The organism is Microbacterium memoriense (assembly GCF_025398275.1).
Taxonomy (GTDB): domain Bacteria; phylum Actinomycetota; class Actinomycetes; order Actinomycetales; family Microbacteriaceae; genus Microbacterium; species Microbacterium memoriense.
On record NZ_JAODOR010000004.1, the window covers coordinates 47983 to 67240 of the forward strand.

At 68.3% G+C, this 19258-nt stretch carries 22 protein-coding genes and 1 tRNA gene; 19 read left to right on the forward strand and 4 right to left on the reverse strand.

Going from position 1 to position 19258, the window contains the following annotated elements:
- The first annotated feature begins 41 nt into the window (after window positions 1–41).
- From N4R40_RS02910 to N4R40_RS02965, 12 genes are all read left to right on the forward strand, one after another.
- Complete coding sequence (locus N4R40_RS02910) at window positions 42–1310, forward strand: histidine--tRNA ligase (protein ID WP_261606199.1); 1269 nt, start codon at window positions 42–44, stop codon at window positions 1308–1310.
- Between the two features lie 48 nt (window positions 1311–1358).
- Window positions 1359–1616, forward strand: coding sequence for a hypothetical protein (locus N4R40_RS02915; RefSeq protein ID WP_261605873.1), 258 nt, complete (start codon window positions 1359–1361; stop codon window positions 1614–1616).
- Entirely contained in the window at window positions 1613–2164 is a 552-nt protein-coding gene (locus N4R40_RS02920) for a hypothetical protein (RefSeq protein WP_261605874.1), read from the forward strand. Before N4R40_RS02915 ends, N4R40_RS02920 begins: the two co-directional genes overlap by 4 nt.
- Window positions 2165–2206: 42 nt before the next feature.
- Window positions 2207–2575 (forward strand): GntR family transcriptional regulator, encoded by a 369-nt coding sequence (locus N4R40_RS02925; protein WP_261605875.1) that lies wholly within the window; start codon window positions 2207–2209, stop codon window positions 2573–2575.
- Entirely contained in the window at window positions 2565–3557 is a 993-nt protein-coding gene (locus N4R40_RS02930) for a DUF1648 domain-containing protein (RefSeq protein WP_261605876.1), read from the forward strand. The genes N4R40_RS02925 and N4R40_RS02930 overlap by 11 nt, the downstream gene beginning before the upstream one ends.
- A 167-nt stretch (window positions 3558–3724) precedes the next feature.
- Window positions 3725–3898, forward strand: coding sequence for an O-methyltransferase (locus N4R40_RS02935; RefSeq protein ID WP_261605877.1), 174 nt, complete (start codon window positions 3725–3727; stop codon window positions 3896–3898).
- 98 nt (window positions 3899–3996) lie between these two features.
- A complete protein-coding gene (eno, locus tag N4R40_RS02940) occupies window positions 3997–5277 on the forward strand; it encodes a phosphopyruvate hydratase (protein WP_261605878.1) in 1281 nt (426 codons plus the stop codon).
- A 33-nt stretch (window positions 5278–5310) separates the two neighbouring features.
- Window positions 5311–5796: an FtsB family cell division protein gene (locus tag N4R40_RS02945; protein WP_261605879.1), complete on the forward strand. Its 486-nt coding sequence runs from the start codon at window positions 5311–5313 to the stop codon at window positions 5794–5796.
- Between the two features lie 95 nt (window positions 5797–5891).
- A complete protein-coding gene (locus N4R40_RS02950) occupies window positions 5892–6371 on the forward strand; it encodes a DUF501 domain-containing protein (RefSeq protein ID WP_261606200.1) in 480 nt (159 codons plus the stop codon).
- Window positions 6368–7696 carry a S8 family serine peptidase gene (locus N4R40_RS02955; RefSeq protein WP_407665821.1) on the forward strand — a complete coding sequence of 443 codons (1329 nt, stop codon included), beginning with the start codon at window positions 6368–6370 and terminating at the stop codon, window positions 7694–7696. The genes N4R40_RS02950 and N4R40_RS02955 overlap by 4 nt, the downstream gene beginning before the upstream one ends.
- 44 nt (window positions 7697–7740) lie before the next feature.
- Window positions 7741–9264: an NAD(P)/FAD-dependent oxidoreductase gene (locus N4R40_RS02960; protein WP_261606202.1), complete on the forward strand. Its 1524-nt coding sequence runs from the start codon at window positions 7741–7743 to the stop codon at window positions 9262–9264.
- Between the two features lie 99 nt (window positions 9265–9363).
- A tRNA-Leu gene (locus N4R40_RS02965) sits at window positions 9364–9436 on the forward strand.
- A gap of 19 nt (window positions 9437–9455) precedes the next feature.
- On the opposite strand, the gene N4R40_RS02970 is transcribed toward N4R40_RS02965, so the two are convergent.
- Window positions 9456–10292 (reverse strand): HNH endonuclease, encoded by an 837-nt coding sequence (locus N4R40_RS02970; RefSeq protein ID WP_261606203.1) that lies wholly within the window; start codon window positions 10290–10292, stop codon window positions 9456–9458.
- A 282-nt stretch (window positions 10293–10574) separates the two neighbouring features.
- On the opposite strand from N4R40_RS02970, the gene N4R40_RS02975 reads away from it, so the two are divergent.
- From N4R40_RS02975 to ilvA, 5 genes are all read left to right on the forward strand, one after another.
- Window positions 10575–11810: an alanine racemase gene (locus N4R40_RS02975; protein ID WP_261605880.1), complete on the forward strand. Its 1236-nt coding sequence runs from the start codon at window positions 10575–10577 to the stop codon at window positions 11808–11810.
- Window positions 11807–13120: a D-arabinono-1,4-lactone oxidase gene (locus N4R40_RS02980; RefSeq protein ID WP_261605881.1), complete on the forward strand. Its 1314-nt coding sequence runs from the start codon at window positions 11807–11809 to the stop codon at window positions 13118–13120. Before N4R40_RS02975 ends, N4R40_RS02980 begins: the two co-directional genes overlap by 4 nt.
- Before the next feature lie 77 nt (window positions 13121–13197).
- Window positions 13198–13764, forward strand: a complete 567-nt coding sequence (locus tag N4R40_RS02985) for a LemA family protein (RefSeq protein WP_261605882.1) — start codon at window positions 13198–13200, stop codon at window positions 13762–13764.
- A gap of 40 nt (window positions 13765–13804) precedes the next feature.
- Window positions 13805–14992, forward strand: a complete 1188-nt coding sequence (locus N4R40_RS02990) for an AI-2E family transporter (protein ID WP_261605883.1) — start codon at window positions 13805–13807, stop codon at window positions 14990–14992.
- Window positions 14989–16215 (forward strand): threonine ammonia-lyase, encoded by a 1227-nt coding sequence (ilvA, locus tag N4R40_RS02995; RefSeq protein WP_261605884.1) that lies wholly within the window; start codon window positions 14989–14991, stop codon window positions 16213–16215. The genes N4R40_RS02990 and ilvA overlap by 4 nt, the downstream gene beginning before the upstream one ends.
- A gap of 4 nt (window positions 16216–16219) precedes the next feature.
- Here the strand turns inward: ilvA and greA are convergent, their stop codons facing one another.
- Both greA and N4R40_RS03005 read right to left on the reverse strand, forming a co-directional pair.
- Window positions 16220–16711 carry a transcription elongation factor GreA gene (greA, locus tag N4R40_RS03000; protein ID WP_261605885.1) on the reverse strand — a complete coding sequence of 164 codons (492 nt, stop codon included), beginning with the start codon at window positions 16709–16711 and terminating at the stop codon, window positions 16220–16222.
- 82 nt (window positions 16712–16793) lie between these two features.
- Window positions 16794–17195: a DUF4307 domain-containing protein gene (locus N4R40_RS03005; protein WP_261605886.1), complete on the reverse strand. Its 402-nt coding sequence runs from the start codon at window positions 17193–17195 to the stop codon at window positions 16794–16796.
- A gap of 60 nt (window positions 17196–17255) precedes the next feature.
- Between N4R40_RS03005 and N4R40_RS03010 the strand changes: the two genes are divergently transcribed.
- Window positions 17256–17561, forward strand: coding sequence for a hypothetical protein (locus N4R40_RS03010; protein WP_261605887.1), 306 nt, complete (start codon window positions 17256–17258; stop codon window positions 17559–17561).
- Window positions 17562–17592: 31 nt separating this feature from the next.
- Here N4R40_RS03010 and trhA read toward each other — a convergent pair whose 3' ends face one another.
- The gene (gene trhA, locus N4R40_RS03015; protein WP_261606204.1) at window positions 17593–18297 is read right to left on the reverse strand and encodes a PAQR family membrane homeostasis protein TrhA; all 705 of its coding nucleotides are present in this window, start codon (window positions 18295–18297) and stop codon (window positions 17593–17595) included.
- A 141-nt stretch (window positions 18298–18438) separates the two neighbouring features.
- Here trhA and N4R40_RS03020 point away from each other — a divergent pair, with 141 nt between their 5' ends.
- Window positions 18439–19224, forward strand: coding sequence for an isoprenyl transferase (locus N4R40_RS03020; RefSeq protein ID WP_261605888.1), 786 nt, complete (start codon window positions 18439–18441; stop codon window positions 19222–19224).
- Window positions 19225–19258 lie beyond the last annotated feature (34 nt).

The following is a 19258-nucleotide window of genomic DNA, read 5'->3' on the forward strand; positions in this document are numbered from 1 at the left end:
GGAAGAATAGGCCCGTGGCATCCGTGAACCCGCCGCGCGGCATGCGCGATTTCCTCCCCGCTGACAAGGCCCGGCGCGAGCGTGTGCTCGCCGTGATCCGTGAGCGCTACCGCGCGCACGGGTTCGATGAGATCGAGACCCCCGTGGTCGAGGAGTACGCCCGCCTACACGCGGGCATCGGCGGCGACAATGAAAAGCTCGCGTTCAACGTGCTCAAGCGCGGGCTGGATGCCGACGCCGTCCGCGCCGCGGCCGACGACCCGGCGGCGCTGAGCGACCTGGGGCTGCGCTACGACCTCACCGTCCCGTTGGCGCGCTTCTACGCCAGCCACCGCGCGGAGTTGCCGAGTGTGTTCCGCTCCATCCAGATGGCCCCGGTGTGGCGCGCCGAGCGCCCGCAGAAGGGGCGCTACCGCCAGTTCGTGCAGTGCGACATCGACATCATCGGCGATGCCACCGCGCGCGCCGAGGCCGAACTCCTCGTCGCGAGCCTCGACACCCTCGATGCGCTCGGCCTCGAGGGTGGCTCGATCCGCATCAACGACCGTCGCGCGCTCGACTGGATGCTGGACAGCTTCGGCTTCACGGCAGAGGAGCGTCCGGGAGTGCTGATCACGATCGACAAGCTCGACAAGATCGGCGTCGACGGTGTGGTCGCCGAGCTTGCGGAGCGTGGCGCGGCACCGGCCGCTGTCGACACGTTCCGCTCCTTCATGATGCGGCCCCAGACCCTGGAATACCGCCCGTACGGCGAGGGCCAGATTCGCAAGGCGCTGCCTGTCGGCGCGCCCGACGACATCGTCGCCCACCTGGTCGCGATCGGCGAGGCCGTCGCGGCCGCGCGTCCCGCGGCGGATCTTCCCGGCGAGATTCCGCTCGTCTTCGACCCGTTCCTCGTGCGGGGCATGGGGTACTACACCGGCACGATCTTCGAGCTCGCGCATCCGAGTGTGGCGTATTCGCTCGGCGGCGGTGGGCGTTATGACGGCATGATCGGACGCTTCCTCGGCCAAGACGTGCCGGCGGTCGGGTTCTCGATCGGGTTCGAGCGCATCGTCGACCTCCTGAGTGGGGGAGAGGATGCCGCGGCATCCGCGGTCGTGCTCGTCCACGACCGCGACGTTCCCGTGGACGAGCTCGTCGCTCTGAAGGCGGCCTTCATCTCCGAGGGGTACCGCGTGCGCCTCGAGCAACGTACCAAGAACGTGAAGGCACTGCTCGAGCACGCCGCTGCCGACGACTACCGCTCGTTCGTGACCGTGTCCGCCGGTCAGACCCGAGCAGATCTCGATATCAAGCCACTGTCGTAGCGTCAATCTTCTCTTGACAGCCAGTAGTGTCAAGAATAGATTGACACTATGACCACGACATCAGACAGTGCTTCGCGCACCCTCCGTCGCATCACTCTCGTCTCGATCGTCACCTTCGCCCTCGGCGCGATCATCGTCCTGTGTGGGATCGGCCTGGACTGGGGCGGATTCGGCGGTGGCATGGCGATCGGCGCCGGCGGCGGCCTCTGCCTCGTCGGCGCGTACTTCGCCGGCTTCGCCAACGGCTTCCGGCGGGGTCCGGGCAGTGGGGCCTCGTGGTTGCCCAGTCGCGGCCCGGCGGAATGAGTGAGCTGGCCGACGCCGTCGGACGCGCCGTCGTCGACGCGGCAGGAGTTTCCGGCGACACCCTCGGCATGGACGACCACCTCGCGCTCGTCTCCGCGAGCGCCCGGGCCGAAGACGCCGCACGCGCCCTCTTGCAGCGAGCTGTCTCGGCGGCCCGTGCCAGTGGTGCCAGTTGGGCGGTGATCGGCGGCGAACTGCGCATGTCCCGCCAGGCGGCGCAGCAGCGCTTCGGCGGGGCGGCGGCGTCTGCCGACAGCGACGTGTCGGACCAGGAGACGTCCTCCGTGCCGGAGGAGCGCTGGTTGGGCCCCGTGACGGCTTTCGACGAGATGGCTGAGCTCGATCTCGCCGGACGTGTGGGGTGGCGCACCGTCGAGGTGGGCATGTTCACGCATCGAATGATCCGCACCCCCACGCAGTGGGCGCATCGCCGCATCCTGTGGCGCGCCTCGCTTGCGACTGAGCGGGCGGAAGGGTGGATCGTCGGTTGCCGCGCATTCCCGTGGATCTACCTGGTGCGCGACCTCGGAGTACCGGCGGAGTCCTGACAGAAGGATCACAAACTGTTCTATTTGTTATAGAATACAGTCATGCTCCTGCGCATCGATCCCCACAGTGCCGAGCCGCTGTTCGCCCAAGTGGCGGCGGCCGTGCGCGCCGATGTCGCGGCGGGGCGCCTGCGCGTCGGAGAGCGGCTGCCGGCGGCACGCGACGTCGCGAAGGCTGCGGACATCAATCTGCACACCGTCCTGCGGGCCTATCAGGTCCTCCGCGATGAGGGGCTCGTCGACATGCGGCGCGGTCGTGGTGCGGTGATCACGGACGCCGCCGCGGCCATCGCCGCACTCCAGGGTGACATCGCCGCACTCCGAGAGCGTGCCCGCGCTCTCGGTCTCTCGCCCGACACATTGGCCTCCCTCCTCCGCGAGGGCGACGAAGGGAACTCTCATGACCAGTGACCGACTATCCGTCCGCAGGTTCGTCCTGGTCGCGCTGATTCTGCCGGCGGCGATCGTCCTGAGTGGCCTCGCAATCCAGGTGGTCGTGCTGCCGACTCTGCCTGATCCGGTGGCGATTCACTGGGGCACTTCGGGCGCGCCGAACGGCTTCGGCCCCGCGTGGATCACCGTGCTGCTGACCGTGGTCGTCGGGCTCGGGTTCCCCGCGCTGATCGCGGTGAGCGCGCTGTCGAGCATGCGGCGCGGTGACCGCGGTTTCGCGTATCGCCTCCTCGGTGCGGTCGCGCTCGGTGTCGCCGTGCTCATGACGGTCCTCGGAACCTGGACGCTCGTGCTCCAGTCGGGTCTGGAAGATGCGGCGGATGGTCCGTCCGTGCTCGTGCCCCTGGCCGTGTCCTTCGCGGTCGCTGTCCTGTCCGGTAGCCTCGGCTGGCTCGTCCAGCCGCACGAGCCGTGGCGGCCGGTTGCCGTCGTTCCGACCGAAGCCGTTCCGCTGGCGCCGGGGGAGCGCGCCGTGTGGTTGCAGCGCGTCTCGATTGCCCGCAGCGGCGCGACCGTGCTGGTGGCCGCACTCGTTCTGATGGTCGTGCTGACAACGATCACCCTCGTGCTCACTCCGGACCCGGTCGCGACATGGGTGATGATCGGCGCAACACTGCTCATCGCGGCGCTGGTCCTCACGACCCTCGCCTTCCATGTGCGGGTCGACGACGAGGGCCTCACCATCAACTCGGTCGCGGGCTGGCCGCGTGTGCACGTGCCCCTGGACGACATCGACCGCGCCGCGGTTGTCGAGGTGAACCCGATGGGTCAGTTCGGCGGATGGGGGATGCGGTGGGGCCCGGCGGGCTTCGGTGTCGTGCTGCGCGCAGGGGAGGGCATCGAGGTGCGTCGCCGCAGTGGCAAGGCCCTCACCGTCACGGTGGATGACGCGGCCACGGGCGCGGCGCTCCTGAACGCTCTCGCGACGCGGGTCGGTTGACGCGCACACACGTCACGGGGTGGCTGTCGGCTGGGCCGCGCGCTGCCGGCAGGCGGCACGGTCCTCACGATCGAGGCCGATGCGCGCCACGCCACCGTTTGCCCGAACGAGCACCGATCGCGCCGGGGTGGGGGAGGAGGTCGACATCCACATCGGCATCGCCGCCGATGTGCGTCGTGCGCGGCGGGCGCGTCGCCGATCCCCGCGACGACAGCGAGCAGGTTGCCTGGGTGCGTGCCGCGCTCCGGATGCTTCGCGACGATCCACGGTTCGACGGGACCGCTGTGCAGACCCTCGATGCGAAGGGATGGGATGGCATCGCCCTGGCGATCGTCGTTTGATCCGGCCGAATGCCTGTGGCGACGGCATCCACCTCACTAGACTCACAAGTGGACCGACGACGCTCCGAGATTCATCCTCCACAAGCAAGGAGTCCCCTGTGGCACTGATCGAGGCTGTAGGCGCACGCGAGATTTTGGATTCGCGTGGCAACCCGACCGTCGAAGTGGAGGTGCTCCTCGACGACGGAATCGTCCAGCGGGCTGCCGTCCCTTCCGGCGCATCTACCGGCGCGTTCGAAGCGTACGAGCTGCGCGACGGCGACAAGAGCCGCTACGGCGGTAAGGGCGTGCTCAAGGCCGTCGCCGCCGTCATCGACGAGCTCGGCCCCGCGATCGAAGGTGTGGATGCCAGCGAGCAGCGCATCATCGACGAGATCCTCATCGAGACCGACGGCACCGAGAACAAGTCGCGCTCCGGCGCGAACGCGATCCTCGGCGTCTCGCTCGCGGTCGCGAAGGCCGCCGCGGACAGCGCTGACCTCCCACTGTTCCGTTACCTCGGTGGCCCGAACGCGCACGTGCTGCCCGTTCCGCTGTTCAACGTGATCAATGGTGGTTCGCACGCCGACAACGGCATCGATTGCCAGGAGTTCTTCCTCGCGCCGATCGGTGCATCGAGCTTCGCCGAGGCGCTGCAGTGGGGCGCTCAGACCTATCACGTGCTGCACGCTGAGCTGAAGGCCGCCGGCTACGCCACGGGCCTCGGCGACGAGGGTGGGTTCGCTCCGGACCTGAAGAGCAACCGCGAGGGTCTCGACTTCCTCGTCAAGGCGATCGAGAAGGCCGGCTTCGCCGTCGGCACCGACATCGCGCTCGGTATGGACGTTGCGGCGACCGAGTTCTACAACGACGGCGTGTACCGCTTCGAGGGCAAGGACTGGTCGGCCGAGCAGCTCACCGACTACTACGTCGAGCTCGCGGATGCCTACCCGATCGTCACGATCGAGGACGCTCTCGATGAGGACTCCTGGGATGCCTGGGGCGCCCTGACCGAGAAGCTGGGGAAGAAGATCCAGCTCGTCGGCGACGACCTGTTCGTCACCAACCCGGAGCGCCTCGCCAAGGGCATCGAGCTCGGTGTCGCGAACTCGCTGCTCGTGAAGGTGAACCAGATCGGCACGCTCTCCGAGACGTTGGATGCCGTGGACCTTGCGCACCGCTCGGGCTACACGACGATGTTCTCGCACCGTTCCGGTGAGACCGAAGACACCACGATCGCCGACCTCGTGGTCGCGGTCAACTCGGGTCAGATCAAGAGCGGCGCGCCCGCTCGTAGCGAGCGCGTCGCGAAGTACAATCAGCTTCTGCGCATCGAAGAAGAACTGGGTGACGCCGCCGAATTCATCGGCCGTCGCGCGTTCCCCCGCTACAAGGGCTGATGCACGACTGAGACACTGACGAGAGGGGGAGCCGTGGCGAAGACGACGGCTCCCCCTTCTCGTTCCCCTGGCGACCGTCGTGCGCCGGTCGACGTGCGCGACTGGGTCGGCGGCATCCGGTTCTCGGCTTTCACCGGCATCATGCTGGGGCTCGTCGTCCTCGCCGTGTTCACGCTCGTTCCCACCGTCGGCACCTACATCGACCAGCGTCAACAGATCGCGGCGCTCGAGCGCTCGGTCGAGGTCAGCACTGACGAGGTCGCGGCGCTCGAGGCTGAGAGCGAGCGCTGGGCCGACACGGCGTACGTGACATCGCAGGCACGCTCGCGCCTGTACTACAAGAAGCCGGGCGAGGTCGTCTATCTCGTCGACAATGACCTGCCCGACACCGCGATCCCGCAGGAGCAGGCGGCGGTCAGCGACGAGGTCGAAGAGACGAAGAACGACTGGATGGCTCAGTTCGTCCGCTCTGTCACCGGCGCCGGCCTGGCGGAGACCGTGACCGGGCCCACCGACTGACACGCGCGTTCCAGCGCCTCCTCAGGACCTCCCGGTAGCCTGGACCTGTGCCCCATCCGACGCTCAGCCCTGCCACCGATGCCGACCTCGAGGTCATGCGTGAACAGCTGGGGCGCCCGATGCGCGGCGTCGTCGGAATCGCGGCGCGATGCGTGTGCGGCAACCCGACCGTCGTCGCGACCGAACCCCGCCTTGCGGACGGCACCCCGTTCCCGACGTTCTACTACCTGACACATCCGGGCGCGACGGCCGCGATGTCGGCGCTCGAAGCCGATCAGGTCATGAAGGAGTTCTCCGACCTCCTCGCAGACGATGAGGACGTCGCTGCGGCGTACAGTGCCGCTCACGCGGCGTACCTCGGTGACCGCGCGGTGTACGGCGAGGTGTCCGAGATCGAGGGAATCTCCGCGGGTGGCATGCCCACACGCGTCAAATGCCTGCACGCTCTCGCCGGGCATGCCCTGGCGGCGGGACCCGGTGTCAATCCGATCGGCGACCTCGCGCTCGCGCGGGGTGACTGGTCGCCGACGCGCTGCACGTGCGTGAACCCCGGTGCCCTGCCCGGAGTCGCATGATCGGCCGGGTCATCCGGGCGTGGGGTGCGTTCGTCCTGATCGTCGTCTGCGCGACCGGGGCCGCAGCCGTCCCTCCGCAGGTCGACCCGGGGGAGTTGCTGCCCGAACAGGTGGCCCCGACGATGGCCGTCGATCCCGTGCGCAGCGCTCAGTACTGGCTGGACGAGTACGGCATCCGTGAGGCGTGGAAGACGACGAAGGGCAAGGGCACGCGGATCGCTATCATCGACACCGGCATCGGGCGCGGTCCGGTCGAGTTCTCCGGAGCCGTCGCGGGGGGCGCCGACTTCTCCGGAGTGGGGGCGAGCGACGGTCGCACCCCGGTGGGCGCCGTCGATTCGAGTCACGGAAGCTGGGTCGCGTCCCTCGCCGCCGCCCGCGGAACCGGACCCGACACCGGAATGATCGGTGTCGCCCCGGAAGCCGAGTTGCTGGCGATCTCGGTCGGGTTCGGGTCCGCGTCGAGCGTGCCGTTCGTCGAGCAGGTCGCGAGCGCCATACGCTGGGCCGTCGACAACGGCGCCGATGTCATCAACCTGTCGTTCACGACGAACACCCTGACCTGGGATCGCGCGTGGGATGACGCGTTCCTCTACGCGTTCCAGAACGACGTCGTCATCGTCGTCGCAGCGGGCAACAAGGGCACGGGAACAGACCAGGTCGGTGCGCCCGCGACGATCCCGGGTGTCTTGACGGTGGGTGGGGTCGACCGGGCGGGCGTTGCCAGCAAGGAAGCGTCGACGCAGGGGATCACGATCGGCATCTCCGCACCGAGCGAGAAGCTGCTCGGTGTCTCCGCCGACGGCACGATCGTCGAGTGGAACGGCACGAGCGGCGCCGCGCCCCTCGTCGCGGGCATCGCCGCGCTCGTGCGTGCCGCGCACCCCGAGATGGATGCCGCCAACGTCATCAACCACATCATCCGGACGGCGCGCCCGGCGGCGGGCGGTGCAGGTTTGTCCACCGCGCTCTACCGCGCCCTGTACGGGTACGGGTTGGTGGATGCCGCGGCTGCGGTCACGGCATCCCTCCCGTCCGTTGCGGTCAACCCGATGGGCGATCTGGCCGAGTGGATTCGGCTGTACCGACGCGCGGAAGTGTCGCCCGCGCCGAACGAGACCACCGTCGCCGTCGACATTCCGCAGCTGCCGGAAGCCGACCCGCCCACGCGTGTCACCCCCCTGCTTCCGAGCGCCGAGACCCTGCGGTACGGCACCGTGCCGCTCGTGGCCGGTACCCTGGCCGCTATACTGGTGGCGCTCGGTGTCACCGCTGCTGCCCGGCGCATTCGATCGGCGCGCGCTCCGCGTAGTCCGAGCCGTTGATTCAAGGAGTCCTTCCACCTGTGAACAGCACCGCCACCCGCACTGTGCCCAAGATCCTCGTCGTCGGAGGCGGTTACGCCGGCTTCTACACGGCGTGGAAGCTCGAGAAGCACCTGCGCAAGGGCGAGGCCGAGGTCACGATCGTCGACCCGCTTCCCTACATGACCTACCAGCCGTTCCTTCCTGAGGTCGCTGCCGGTGAGATCGAAGCGCGCCACGTCATCGTGGGTCTGCGTCGTCACCTGAAGAAGACCAAGGTCATCACGGCGAAGGTCACGGGCATCGACCACGCGACGCGCACCGCAACGATCACGCCCGCCCAGGGCGAGCCGTGGCAGGAGTCGTACGACCAGATCGTCGTCACGGCGGGCGCCGTCTCGCGCACCTTCCCGATCCCCGGTATCGCCGACAACGCGATCGGTCTCAAGACGATCGAAGAGGCGGTGGCGATTCGTGACCGCATCCTCACGAACTTCGACCGGGCGGCCAACCTGCCCGCCGGTCCCGAGCGTGATCGCCTGCTGACCGTCGTCGTCGTCGGCGGTGGCTTTGCGGGCATCGAAGTGTTCGCCGAGACGCGCGCATTCGCTTCGTCGCTGCTGAAGGACTACCCGCAGCTGACCTTCGAAGACACTCACTTCCACCTGATTGAGGCGATGGGGCGCATCATGCCCGAGGTGTCGCTGAAGACGAGCGAATGGGTGCTGAAGAGCCTCGCCCAGCGCGGCGCGAACGTGCACCTTGACACACAGTTGCAGAGCGCGGTCGACGGGAACGTCGAGTTGTCCACCGGTGAGACGATCCCCACGGACCTCATCATCTGGACCGCCGGTGTCATGGCGAACCCGACCGTCGTCCGTGGCAGCGACCTGCCCGTTGAAGAACGTGGCCGCATCCGCACCCGCGCAGATCTGCGCGTCGGCAGCGAGGACGAGATCATCGAGGGCGCCTGGGCGGCCGGCGATGTCTCGGCCGTGCCCGACCTCACCGGCAAGGGCGTCGGCGGCTACTGCGTGCCGAACGCACAGCACGCCGTGCGCCAGGCGAAGCTGCTCGCGAAGAACCTGGTCGCGGTTCTCCGCGATGAGGTTCCGCGCGAGTACATCCACCACAACCTGGGTGCCGTTGCCGGTCTCGGTCTCTACAACGGTGTCTTCCAGTCCAACAAGATCGCGCTGAAGGGCTTCGTCGCCTGGGTCGCGCACCGCGGCTACCACGGCCTGGCGATGCCGTCGTGGGAGCGCAAGTGGCGCGTCATCGGCGACTGGTGGCACAACTTCTGGTTGACGCGCGACAACGTGTCGCTGCAGACCGTGCAGAACCCGCGCTACGTCTTCGAGGAGTTCGCCGCACGCCCGCGTCCGGCTGCTCCCGCCGCCGAGCCCGCGGCCCCCGCAATCGACCCGAAGTCGGTCGCTGCGGAGAAGTCGGGCACGACGCCGTCCACCGAGAAGCCGGCCGAGGCCGCGCCTGTCGCGGAGACGCCCGTCGCGGAGAAGGCTCCGGCGGCCGGCAAGGCTCCCGCCAAGAAGCCGGCCGCGAAGGCGAAGGCCCCCACCGCCGGCTGACGCCGCTCAGCTCTGACGCCCAACCCTCATCCCCGTATACGCGTGGGGTGAGGGTTCGTCTTTGGGCCGGCTTCGGCTGCCCGGCTACCCTGAGAGTGGGCCCCCGTAGCCCAATGGCAGAGGCAGGCGACTTAAAATCGCTCAAGTGTGGGTTCGAGTCCCACCGGGGGTACTGGTTCCGCGCGCCTGAGTCACGCACTCAGCGTGTATCGGCGTTTTCCGCCGGGGCGTGGGGTTTGGGTTCGGTCTATCCAGGGTGGGGGGATGAACCAGATTTTCGCGTCCAGACCGGTTCCGTCGATGTGGATGTCCCAGCCGTCGTCGTGGATGCGGTGGTGGCAGGCGGTGCAGAGCAGGATGCCGTTGGAAAGGTCGGTAGGGCCGTTCTTGCTCCACCATTGGATGTGGTGGACTTCGGTCCAGGCGACGGGTGCGCCGCAGCAGGCGCAGCCGCCGTCGCGGAGGGCGAGGGCGAGCTTCTGTGCGCGGGTGAATCCGCGCTTGTCACGTCCCCAGTCGAGAATCTCACTGTCGCTGCCCATCACCCACGGGAGGACTTGCAGGTCGCACGCGAGGCGACGGAGGGCGGCGGCGGGGAGGGGCTGGTCGATGCCGTCGATGGTGGCCGCACCGACACCGGTCTGCAACTCGTCGAGGGTGATCCGGACGATGACGGTCGTCGACGGCCCGGTGGGGAGCTGGTCGCAGCCGATCGCGTGTCGGCAGAGGGTGGCGAGCGCGTCGGCGCGCATCTGTCGGAGGGTGCGTTGATCTCGCGTGGCGTCGTCGGTGTCGTGATTCGCGCGGAGGGTGGCGGTGACCATCGCGTCGATCACGGTCTTGATCGGCGCGCCGGTCTCGATGTCGAGTTCACCGGTGATGCGGAACCGCCCATCGTGTTCGCGGATCTCCAGGGACCGTTCCGCGCGAGCCTGCTCGTGTCGGGGTTCAAGCCCGTCGGGGTCGAGCGTCGCTTCCGCGCGGGCCAGGAGCCGGGCGAGCTCGTCTGCGCGCAACCCCGGCGCCATCCCTACGCGGGCGACCCCGAGCACAAGAAACAGCTCACCCGTGAGTGCTTCCAGTATGGCGATGCTCTGGACCGCAGCGGCGACCGGCCCGACGTTGCCGTGTCCGGTGGTGGTGCGTGAACGAGAAGAGAAGCTGGCCCGACAGCGAGTCGACGGCCTCCGCCCCGATCGATGACCCGACGGGTCATCTGCTGGCGGAGGGGGAAAACCAGTCCGAGTCTCATCGCGAGCGAGACCGCGTGTCGCTCTAGGCTGGTGCCACCCGCCCGAAGGAGCCCACCCATGAGCCTTGATCTTCTCGCCGCGGCTGCCGTCAGCCCGGCGGAACCGTGGGCCCGTCCGTCCGACTACTGGCACGCGCGCACCGAGGCGATCGCCGGGCTGTCCGGGCCGATCGCCACGATCGACATCGACGCCCTGCGCTTCAACGCGCTCGATCTGGTCGTCCGCTCCTCCGGCGTGCCGATTCGGGTGGCGAGCAAGTCGATCCGGGTGCCCGACGTGCTCGATGCCACGCTCGCCCTCGCCGGGTACCAGGGGATCCTCGCGTTCACCCTGCCCGAAGCGCTGTGGCTCGCCGAGACCCACGACGACGTCGTCCTCGGCTACCCGAGCGTCGACCGGGCGGCGATCGCGGCGCTCGCCGCCAATGAGGACGCGGCTGCACGCATCACACTCATGGTCGACGACATCGCCCAGCTCGATGTGGTGGATGCCGTCATCCCGCCGGCCGGCCGCCCCGTGATCCGGCTCGCAATCGACGCCGATGCCTCCTGGCGCGCACCGGTCCTCGGACACATCGGCGTGCGACGTTCACCCGTGCACGATGCCACCGAGGTTGCTCGACTCGCGCGAGCCATCACTGCGCGCGCGGGATTCCGCCTCGTCGGACTCATGATGTACGAGGCACAGGTCGCCGGCCAGCCCGACGACACGGGCGCGGGCGACACCGTGATCCGCTGGATGCAGCGGCACTCGGTGCACGAACTCAGCGAGCGCCGTGGGGCGATCGTCGCGGCGCTCCGCGAGATCGCCCCCCTCGAGTTCGTCAACGGCGGCGGAACCGGGTCGCTCGAGACCACGGCATCCGACCTCGCCGTCACCGAGACGACGGCCGGTTCGGGGCTGCTGGCCGGACATCTCTTCGACGGCTACCGCGCGTTCTCGCCGGCACCCGCGGCAGCCTTCGCTCTCGAGGTCGTCCGCAAACCCACGCCCGACATCGTCACGGTCCTCGGCGGTGGATGGATCGCCTCCGGTCCGCCGGTCGCTTCGCGCCAGCCGCTGCCGGTGTGGCCCCCGGGCCTGAAAACGCTCGGTCGAGAGGGCGCCGGCGAAGTCCAGACCCCGCTGCACGGCGACGCCGCGCGACGGCTGAAGGTGGGTGATCGCGTGTGGTTCCGCCACGCCAAGAGCGGGGAACTGGCCGAACGCGTCGATCGATACCACGTGACGTCCGGCGCGAGCCTCGTGGGCGACGCGGTGACCTACCGTGGCGAAGGGAAGAGCTTCCTGTGACCCGGCCCGGTGGCACGTGGCAGAACTGGGGGCGCACGGAGAAGATCCGGCCCCAGACGGTCGAATACCCTTCCACGGTCGAAGCCGTTCGCCGATCGGTGCGCTCAGCGGCCGCACGCGGCCGCCAGATCAAGGCGGTCGGGGCGGGCCACAGCTTCACCGGAATCGCGGTCGCGCCCGGCACCCTGCTCGAGCTCACCGAACTGCAGGGCATCATCACGGTCGATCGCGAACGCTCGCGCGTGCGGATGCTGGCGGGCACGCGGCTGCATCGCCTCCCGGCGTTGCTGGCGCCGTACGGCCTGGCGATGGCGAACCTCGGCGACATCGACCGTCAATCGATCTCCGGGGCGATCTCCACCGGCACCCACGGCACCGGAACGCAGTACGGAGGCATCGCCACACAGGTCGTGGGCGCCACCCTCGTCACCGCCGACGGTGAGCTGCTGACGGTCGACGGGGAGCACTCACCGGAACTGCTGCCGGCCGTCGCGCTCGGCCTCGGGGCGCTCGGCATCCTCGTGGACGTCACCCTGCAGTGCGTGCCGGCGTTCACGCTGCACGCCGTCGAACGGCCCGAGCCGCTCGACGCGGTCGTCGACCATCTGCACGGGCGCGCCGAGGCCGAGGACCATTTCGAGTTCTATTGGTTTCCGCACACCGACGTCGCCCTCACCAAGACCAACACCCGCGGAGCCGCCGACGCCCCGGTGGCGCCGCTGCCGACGCTCGGCAAATGGATCGATGACATCCTCGTCGGCAACGGGGTGCATCAGGCGGCGTGCTCGACGGGCCGTGCTGCTCCCGCGCTCGTCCCGGCGATCAACCGGCTTTCGGCGAAAGTGTGGGGTGACCGGACGTTCTCCGACGCGTCGCACCGCGTGTTCGCGACGGCGCGTGGCGTCCGTTTCCGCGAGATGGAGTACGCCGTTCCCCTGGAACGGTTGCCGGATGCCTTCCGCGCCCTGCAGCGGGTGATCGCCGAACGGGGCTGGCGGATCGAGTTCCCGATCGAGGTGCGGGTCGCTGCGGCCGATGATCTCTGGATGTCGACGGCGCACGGCCGTGCGAGTGGGTATATCGCCGCTCATCGCTACTGGCGGGTCGACCCGACGGAGTACTTCACCGCGATCGAAGAGATCATGCTGGCCCATGACGGCAGGCCGCACTGGGGCAAGATGCACACGCTCGATGCCGCGACCCTGCGGCCGCGCTATCCCCGGTTCGATGACTTCGTCGCGCTCCGCGATCGGCTGGATCCGAACCGGGTCTTCCGCAACCCGTACCTGGACCGCGTCCTGGGTGAGTAAGGCCTGGGAGTGCTCCCACGGGCACGCGGGGCGCGGGATCGCGCGGATAGGATGAGCACACAATCGATGGGAGCGCTATGGAATGGCTGATTCCGGTCCTGATCGTCGTCGGACTGATCGTCCTCGTCGGCATCTACCTCTGGGCCACCTACAACTCGCTCGTCGGGTTGAATGTGCGCGTCGACGAGGCGTGGAGTGACATCACCGTCCAGCTCAAGCGTCGAGCCGATCTCTTGCCGAACCTCATCGAGGCGGTCAAGGGCTACGCCGCGCACGAGAAAGCCGTGTTCGAGAACGTCACCCGGGCACGCGCCGAGACGCTGTCGGTGTCCTCACCGGCCGATGCCGGTGTCGCCGAAGGTCACATGCAGCACGCGCTGAAATCGCTCTTCGCGGTCGCCGAGGCGTATCCGCAGCTGCAGGCGAGCCAGAACTTCCTGCAACTCCAGCAGTCGGTCGTCGACACCGAAGACAAGATCCAGGCATCCCGCCGGTTCTACAACGGGGGAGTGCGGGAGCTGAACACCAAGGTCAAGGTGTTCCCGAACAACCTCTTCGCCCGCAACCTCGGTTTCGCCGAGCGGGAGTTCTTCGAGGTCACGGACGGCGCCGCGATCGCCGAACCGCCCCGCATCCAGTTCTGACCGGCGCTTGTCGACCGCGCACCGCGCCTAGACTCGGGGGATGAGCGGCTCCGACGACAAACCCCGCGGCTCCCTGCTCGACGCGATCCGCAACAAGTCGGTCTCCACCGAGATCGGGTCCGCCTTACCGCGCGGTTTGCGAGTGACCACCGCGTACGCATGGCGGTTCGTCGTCATCGCGGTGGCCATCGGGATCATGGTCTGGCTGGTCATCCAGCTCAAGCTCCTGGTGATCCCACTCCTGATCGCGATCCTCGTCACGGCGCTCCTCTGGCCGGCCTTCACGTGGATGCTGGCGCACCGCGTGCCGAAGTGGTTGGCGATCGTGATCGCCGTCCTCGGTGCCGTCGGCGTCATCGGGGGCCTCCTGTGGCTGGTGATATGGCAGATCACGCGACAGTGGGCCAGCGTCCAAGCACGCACAGGCGAAGCGATCGAACAGTTCCGCCAATACCTGATCGACGGACCGCTCCACCTCACCGCGACGCAGATCGACGACCTCCTCACGCAGATCTGGGACTTCGCGCAGCAGCAGGCCAGCCTGCTCTGGTCGGGCGCCCTGGTGGTCGGATCCACGGTCGGCCACGTGCTGACCGGCCTCCTCCTGACGGTCTTCATCCTGTTGTGCATCCTCGCTGACGGCGCCGGCATTTGGCGGTGGGTCGTGCGCCTCTTCCCTCGGGCCGCTCGCGATGACGTCGACGGTGCGGGAAATGCCGGGTGGAAGACCGTCGTCACCTACGCGCGGACCCAGCTTCTCGTCGCCACGATCGATGCGACCGGCATCGCGCTCGGCGCTTTCCTTCTGGGAGTGCCACTGGCCATTCCGATCGGCGTGCTGGTGTTCCTCGGCGCGTTCGTGCCATTCGTGGGCGCCGTCGTGACGGGCGCTCTGGCGGTCTTCCTCGCCCTCGTCTACAACGGACCGTGGATCGCCCTGTGGATGCTGGTCGTCGTCCTCGCGGTACAGCAGATCGAAGGCCACATCCTGCAGCCGCTCCTCATGGGGTCGGCCGTGAAAGTTCACCCCCTCGCCGTCGTTCTGGTGGTCGCGGGAGGCGCGATGATCGCCGGGATCCCCGGCGCGCTCTTCGCTGTCCCACTCGCCGCTTTCGTCAACGTCGTCGCCGTCTACCTGTCCGGTCGCCACGGCGGCGGTGAGGGCAGATTCGATCCCGACAATCTCATCTGGAGCACCGTTCCGCGCTCGAGGAGGAACCCCGCGTGACCATCCCCACTTTGGCGGAGTTCGAAGACGCCGCCGCGGTACTTGACGGCGTCATCGTCCGCACGCCCTTCGATGTCTCCGAGCATCTCTCGGACCTCCTCGGGCAGCCGGTGTACCTCAAGCTCGAGAACCTGCAGCGCACCGGGTCGTTCAAGATCCGTGGGGCGACGTATCGCCTCTCGCGCCTGACAGCGGAAGAACGCGCCCGCGGCGTGGTCGCGGCATCCGCCGGCAACCATGCGCAGGGCGTGGCACTCGCGGCGCAGAAGCTCGGTATCGCCGCGACGATCTTCATGCCACTCGGCGTACCTGTCCCCAAGCTCCTCGCGACACGGGGGTACGGCGCCGAGGTCGTCCTCGAGGGTGCGACGGTCGAAACACCCCTCCGTCTGGCCGCCGAGTTCGCCGAGCGCACCGGTGCCGTCCTCATCCACCCGTTCGATCACCGTGACGTGATCGTCGGGCAGGGCACGCTCGGCCTCGAGGTCTACGACGGTCTCCCCGAGGTCGACACCGTCATCGTCGGGATCGGCGGGGGCGGACTCATCGCCGGCGTCGCGGCAGCCGTGCGTGCGCGAGCCGCGCTCGACGGCCGCACCGTGCGGATCATCGGGGTGCAGGCGGAGAACTCCGCCGCCTACCCGTCCTCACTCGCCGCCGGTGAGCCACTCGAAATCGCGACGACACCGACGATCGCCGATGGGATCGCCGTGGCACGCCCCGGCGACATCCCGTTCGCCGTCATCCGGGAACTCGTCGATGAGGTCGTCACCGTCAGCGACGATGACATCGCCCGAGCTCTCCTCGTACTTCTCGAGCGCGCCAAACAGGTCGTCGAACCGGCCGGTGCCGTCGGCGTGGCGGCGATCCTGGCCGGCAAGGTGACGGCTACGGGACCGACGGCCGTGATCCTCTCCGGTGGCAACATCGATCCACTTCTGCTGCAGCGCGTCGTCTCGCACGGACTCGCGGCATCCGGTCGCTACATGACGCTGCAGATCCCGTTGCCTGACCGGCCCGGCCAGCTCGCTCGCGTGTCGGAGCTGCTGTCGATCGCGGGCGCGAACGTCATCGAGGTGTTGCACACACGTCACGGCCAGGGCCTGCAGATCAGCGAAGTGATCCTCCAGCTGAGCGTCGAGACACGCGGCACAGAGCACCGCGCGCATGTCATCTCGGTGCTCGAGGATGCCGGATTCTCACCCCGCATCGCGCTGGACTGAGCGCTTACTGGCCCGTGTAGGTGGCGACCGAGACGATCTCGACCGAGATCTCGCGGCCGTTCGGCGCCGTGTACGTCGTCGTGGCGCCCTCGGCAAGACCGAGGATGGCTGCGCCCAGGGGAGAAGCCTCGCTGTAGACATCGAGCTCTGACCCGGCGGCGATCTCGCGACTGCCGAGCAGGAAGACCTCTTCGCCGCCCGCGACGACCGCCGTGACGACGGTGCCGGACCGCACGATGCCATCGGCCTCGGGAGCTTCACCGACGACGGACTCCTTGAGGAGCTGGGCGAGGGTGCGGATGCGGGCTTCCTGCTTGCCCTGCTCGTCTTTCGCGGCGTGGTAGCCGCCGTTCTCCTTCAGATCGCCCTCTTCGCGCGCGATCTCGATGCGCTTGGCGATCTCTTCGCGGCCCGTCGTCGACAGGCGCTCGTACTCGGCGGCCAGGCGGTCGTAGGCGTCCTGGGTGAGGAAGGTCTCGGCGCTGTCGCTGGACACGTCGTCTCCTTTGATCGGGGAACGGGCGGGACTGATAAGCCAAACGCCCCGGCAACAGCCAGGGCGAGAAGATCGGACCAGCCTAAGGGATCCAACAGGACGAGGCAAAACCGGTCGTCGCTTCGGCCGTCGTCGGTATCGTCTCGGTGAACGCGCGGCTGTGCTCCTCGGATGCCGGGTATTCCACGACCCGCCAGCCCACGACGCCGTGCTCGGTGTCTTGCGCTTCCAGGGCACAGGTCACGGGAACACCGGGGCGGACGGTGATCTGGAACTGGACCGAGACGGAGTGCGCGTCGTGCCACACGAAACCCGTGCCGTCGACGTCGACGGTGTCTACGGCTGAAGCGACGGTCGTCCAGGACAGGTAGCCGACAACGGCCGCGACGATGACACCCACCACGATCCACCCGATGCGGCCGCGCGGGCCGCGGCGGCGGCCGTAACGATCGTCGAGGAGGTCCTGCGTCGCGGCGGATGTCATGGCGTTCCCGTTCTAGGCTGGACTTCCAGGCTAAGCGCTCCGCGCGGAACTGAAGGACTGATGCACGCTCTGACGCACACACTGCTCGCCCCGCTGATCGCGCGGACGGACTTCGCGACGCCGACACCGACTGTGTCGGTCGACCCGGATACGGTCACGCCCGGCTTCTTCGGCTTCGCCGCGATCGCACTCCTCGCGATCGCCGTCGTGTTCCTGTTGATCGACATGCTCCGCCGCATCCGTCGTGCCGGCTACCGCGCCGACATCGCCGCCGAACTCGATGCCGAGGAGGAGGCGCAGGCGCAGGCCGAGGCCGCCGAGCGCGCCACCGACGTCGACGACGAGGACATCGACCCGCGCCGCTGACGTCCGCGGCTCAGCCGGGTCGAGGCCGGGCTCAGCCGGGGAGGCCGAGCGAGGGAGACAGCGGCTTCAGCGCGATCAGCAGGCACGCCGTCCAGTGGCAGAGGAATGCGAGCACCGTGCAGACGTGGAAGATCTCGTGGAACCCGAAGTGTCCGGGCCAGGGGTTCGGCCGCTTCATCCCGTAGACGATCGCGCCGCCGGTGTAGAGCAGACCGCCGATGATGACGAGGAACATCATCACGACGTTCGCCCGGAAGAGATCGCCCATGTACATGACAGCGGCCCAGCCGAGCGCGAGGTAGAGCGCGACGTACAGCCAGCGGGGCGCTCCGATCCAGAACACGCGGAACAGGATGCCGAGGAGCGCGCCCGTCCACACGAGGATCAGCAGCAGCACGCCCTTTTCCGGCGGGAGCGCGAGCACGGCGATCGGCGTGTACGTGCCGGCGATCAGCAGCAGGATGTTGGCGTGGTCGATGCGCTTGAGCACAGCCTTCGTCTTCGGGCCCCAATCGAAGCGGTGGTACAGCGCCGAATTGCCGAAGAGAAGGAGGGAGGAGGCCATGAACACGGCCGAGGCCCACTTCGCCGGCGCCCCCTCGGCGAGGACGATCAGGACGATTCCGGCGACGATCGCGACGGGGAATGTCGCGGCATGGATCCACCCGCGCCACGTGGGCTTCAGGTCGAGTTGCTCGTCGGCGGTGGCGGCTTCGAGGAGGGGGAGTTGGGGCATCTCCGCGCCCGCATCTTCGCCGCTCTCGTTGTCCATCTCAGCGCCGTGGTCGGATGCGGGTCGGGTCACGACCCGAGCCTACGCCCGGACGCATGCCGCGACACTCATACCCTCACTCGCTCCCCGCGATAGCGTAGGGGGGTGACACCGACCGGCGCGGACGAGGGGAAAGGGTTCCTCTATCGTCTCTACAGCTCGCGGCTTCGCCGCCAGCTCACACCGGAGACCGTCCCGCACCACGTCGCCATGATGATCGACGGCAACCGGCGCTGGGCACGACAGTCCGGCTACCGTTCGGTCGCGGACGGGCACCGGGCCGGGGCCGCGAAGATGCACGAATTCTTGCGCTGGTGCGATGACCTCGGCATCCAGGTCGTGTCCCTCTACTTGCTGTCGACAGACAATCTGACCAAGCGCGATTCGCAAGAACTCGCCGACCTCATCGAGATCATCGCGGAGCTCGCGGAAGAACTCTCGCACGAGCCGGGCTGGCGGGTTCAGCACGTCGGCCGCGCCGAGATCCTCTCGCCCGACCTGGCACGCGTGCTGCGCACGGCAGAGGAACGCACCGCCGGCAACACCGGTCTGCATGTCAATCTCGCGGTCGGCTACGGCGGGCGCGGCGAGATCGTGGATGCCGTGCGCAGCATCATCGCGAAACACCAAGGGCAAGGCGGCTCACTCGAGGAACTCGCAGCGAGTCTCACCCCCGAGCAGATCGGTGAGCACCTCTACACCGGGGGACAGGCGGATCCGGACCTCGTCATCCGAACCTCCGGAGAGCAGCGGCTGAGCGACTTCCTGCTGTGGCAGTCCGCGCATTCGGAGTTCTACTTCGTCGAGGCGCTCGGACCCGATCTGCGCGAAGTCGACTTCCTGCGCGCGATCCGCGACTACGCGACGCGCGATCGCCGCTACGGCAGCTGAGGGCGCAGGCCGCGCCCGTGACAGAATGGCGTTC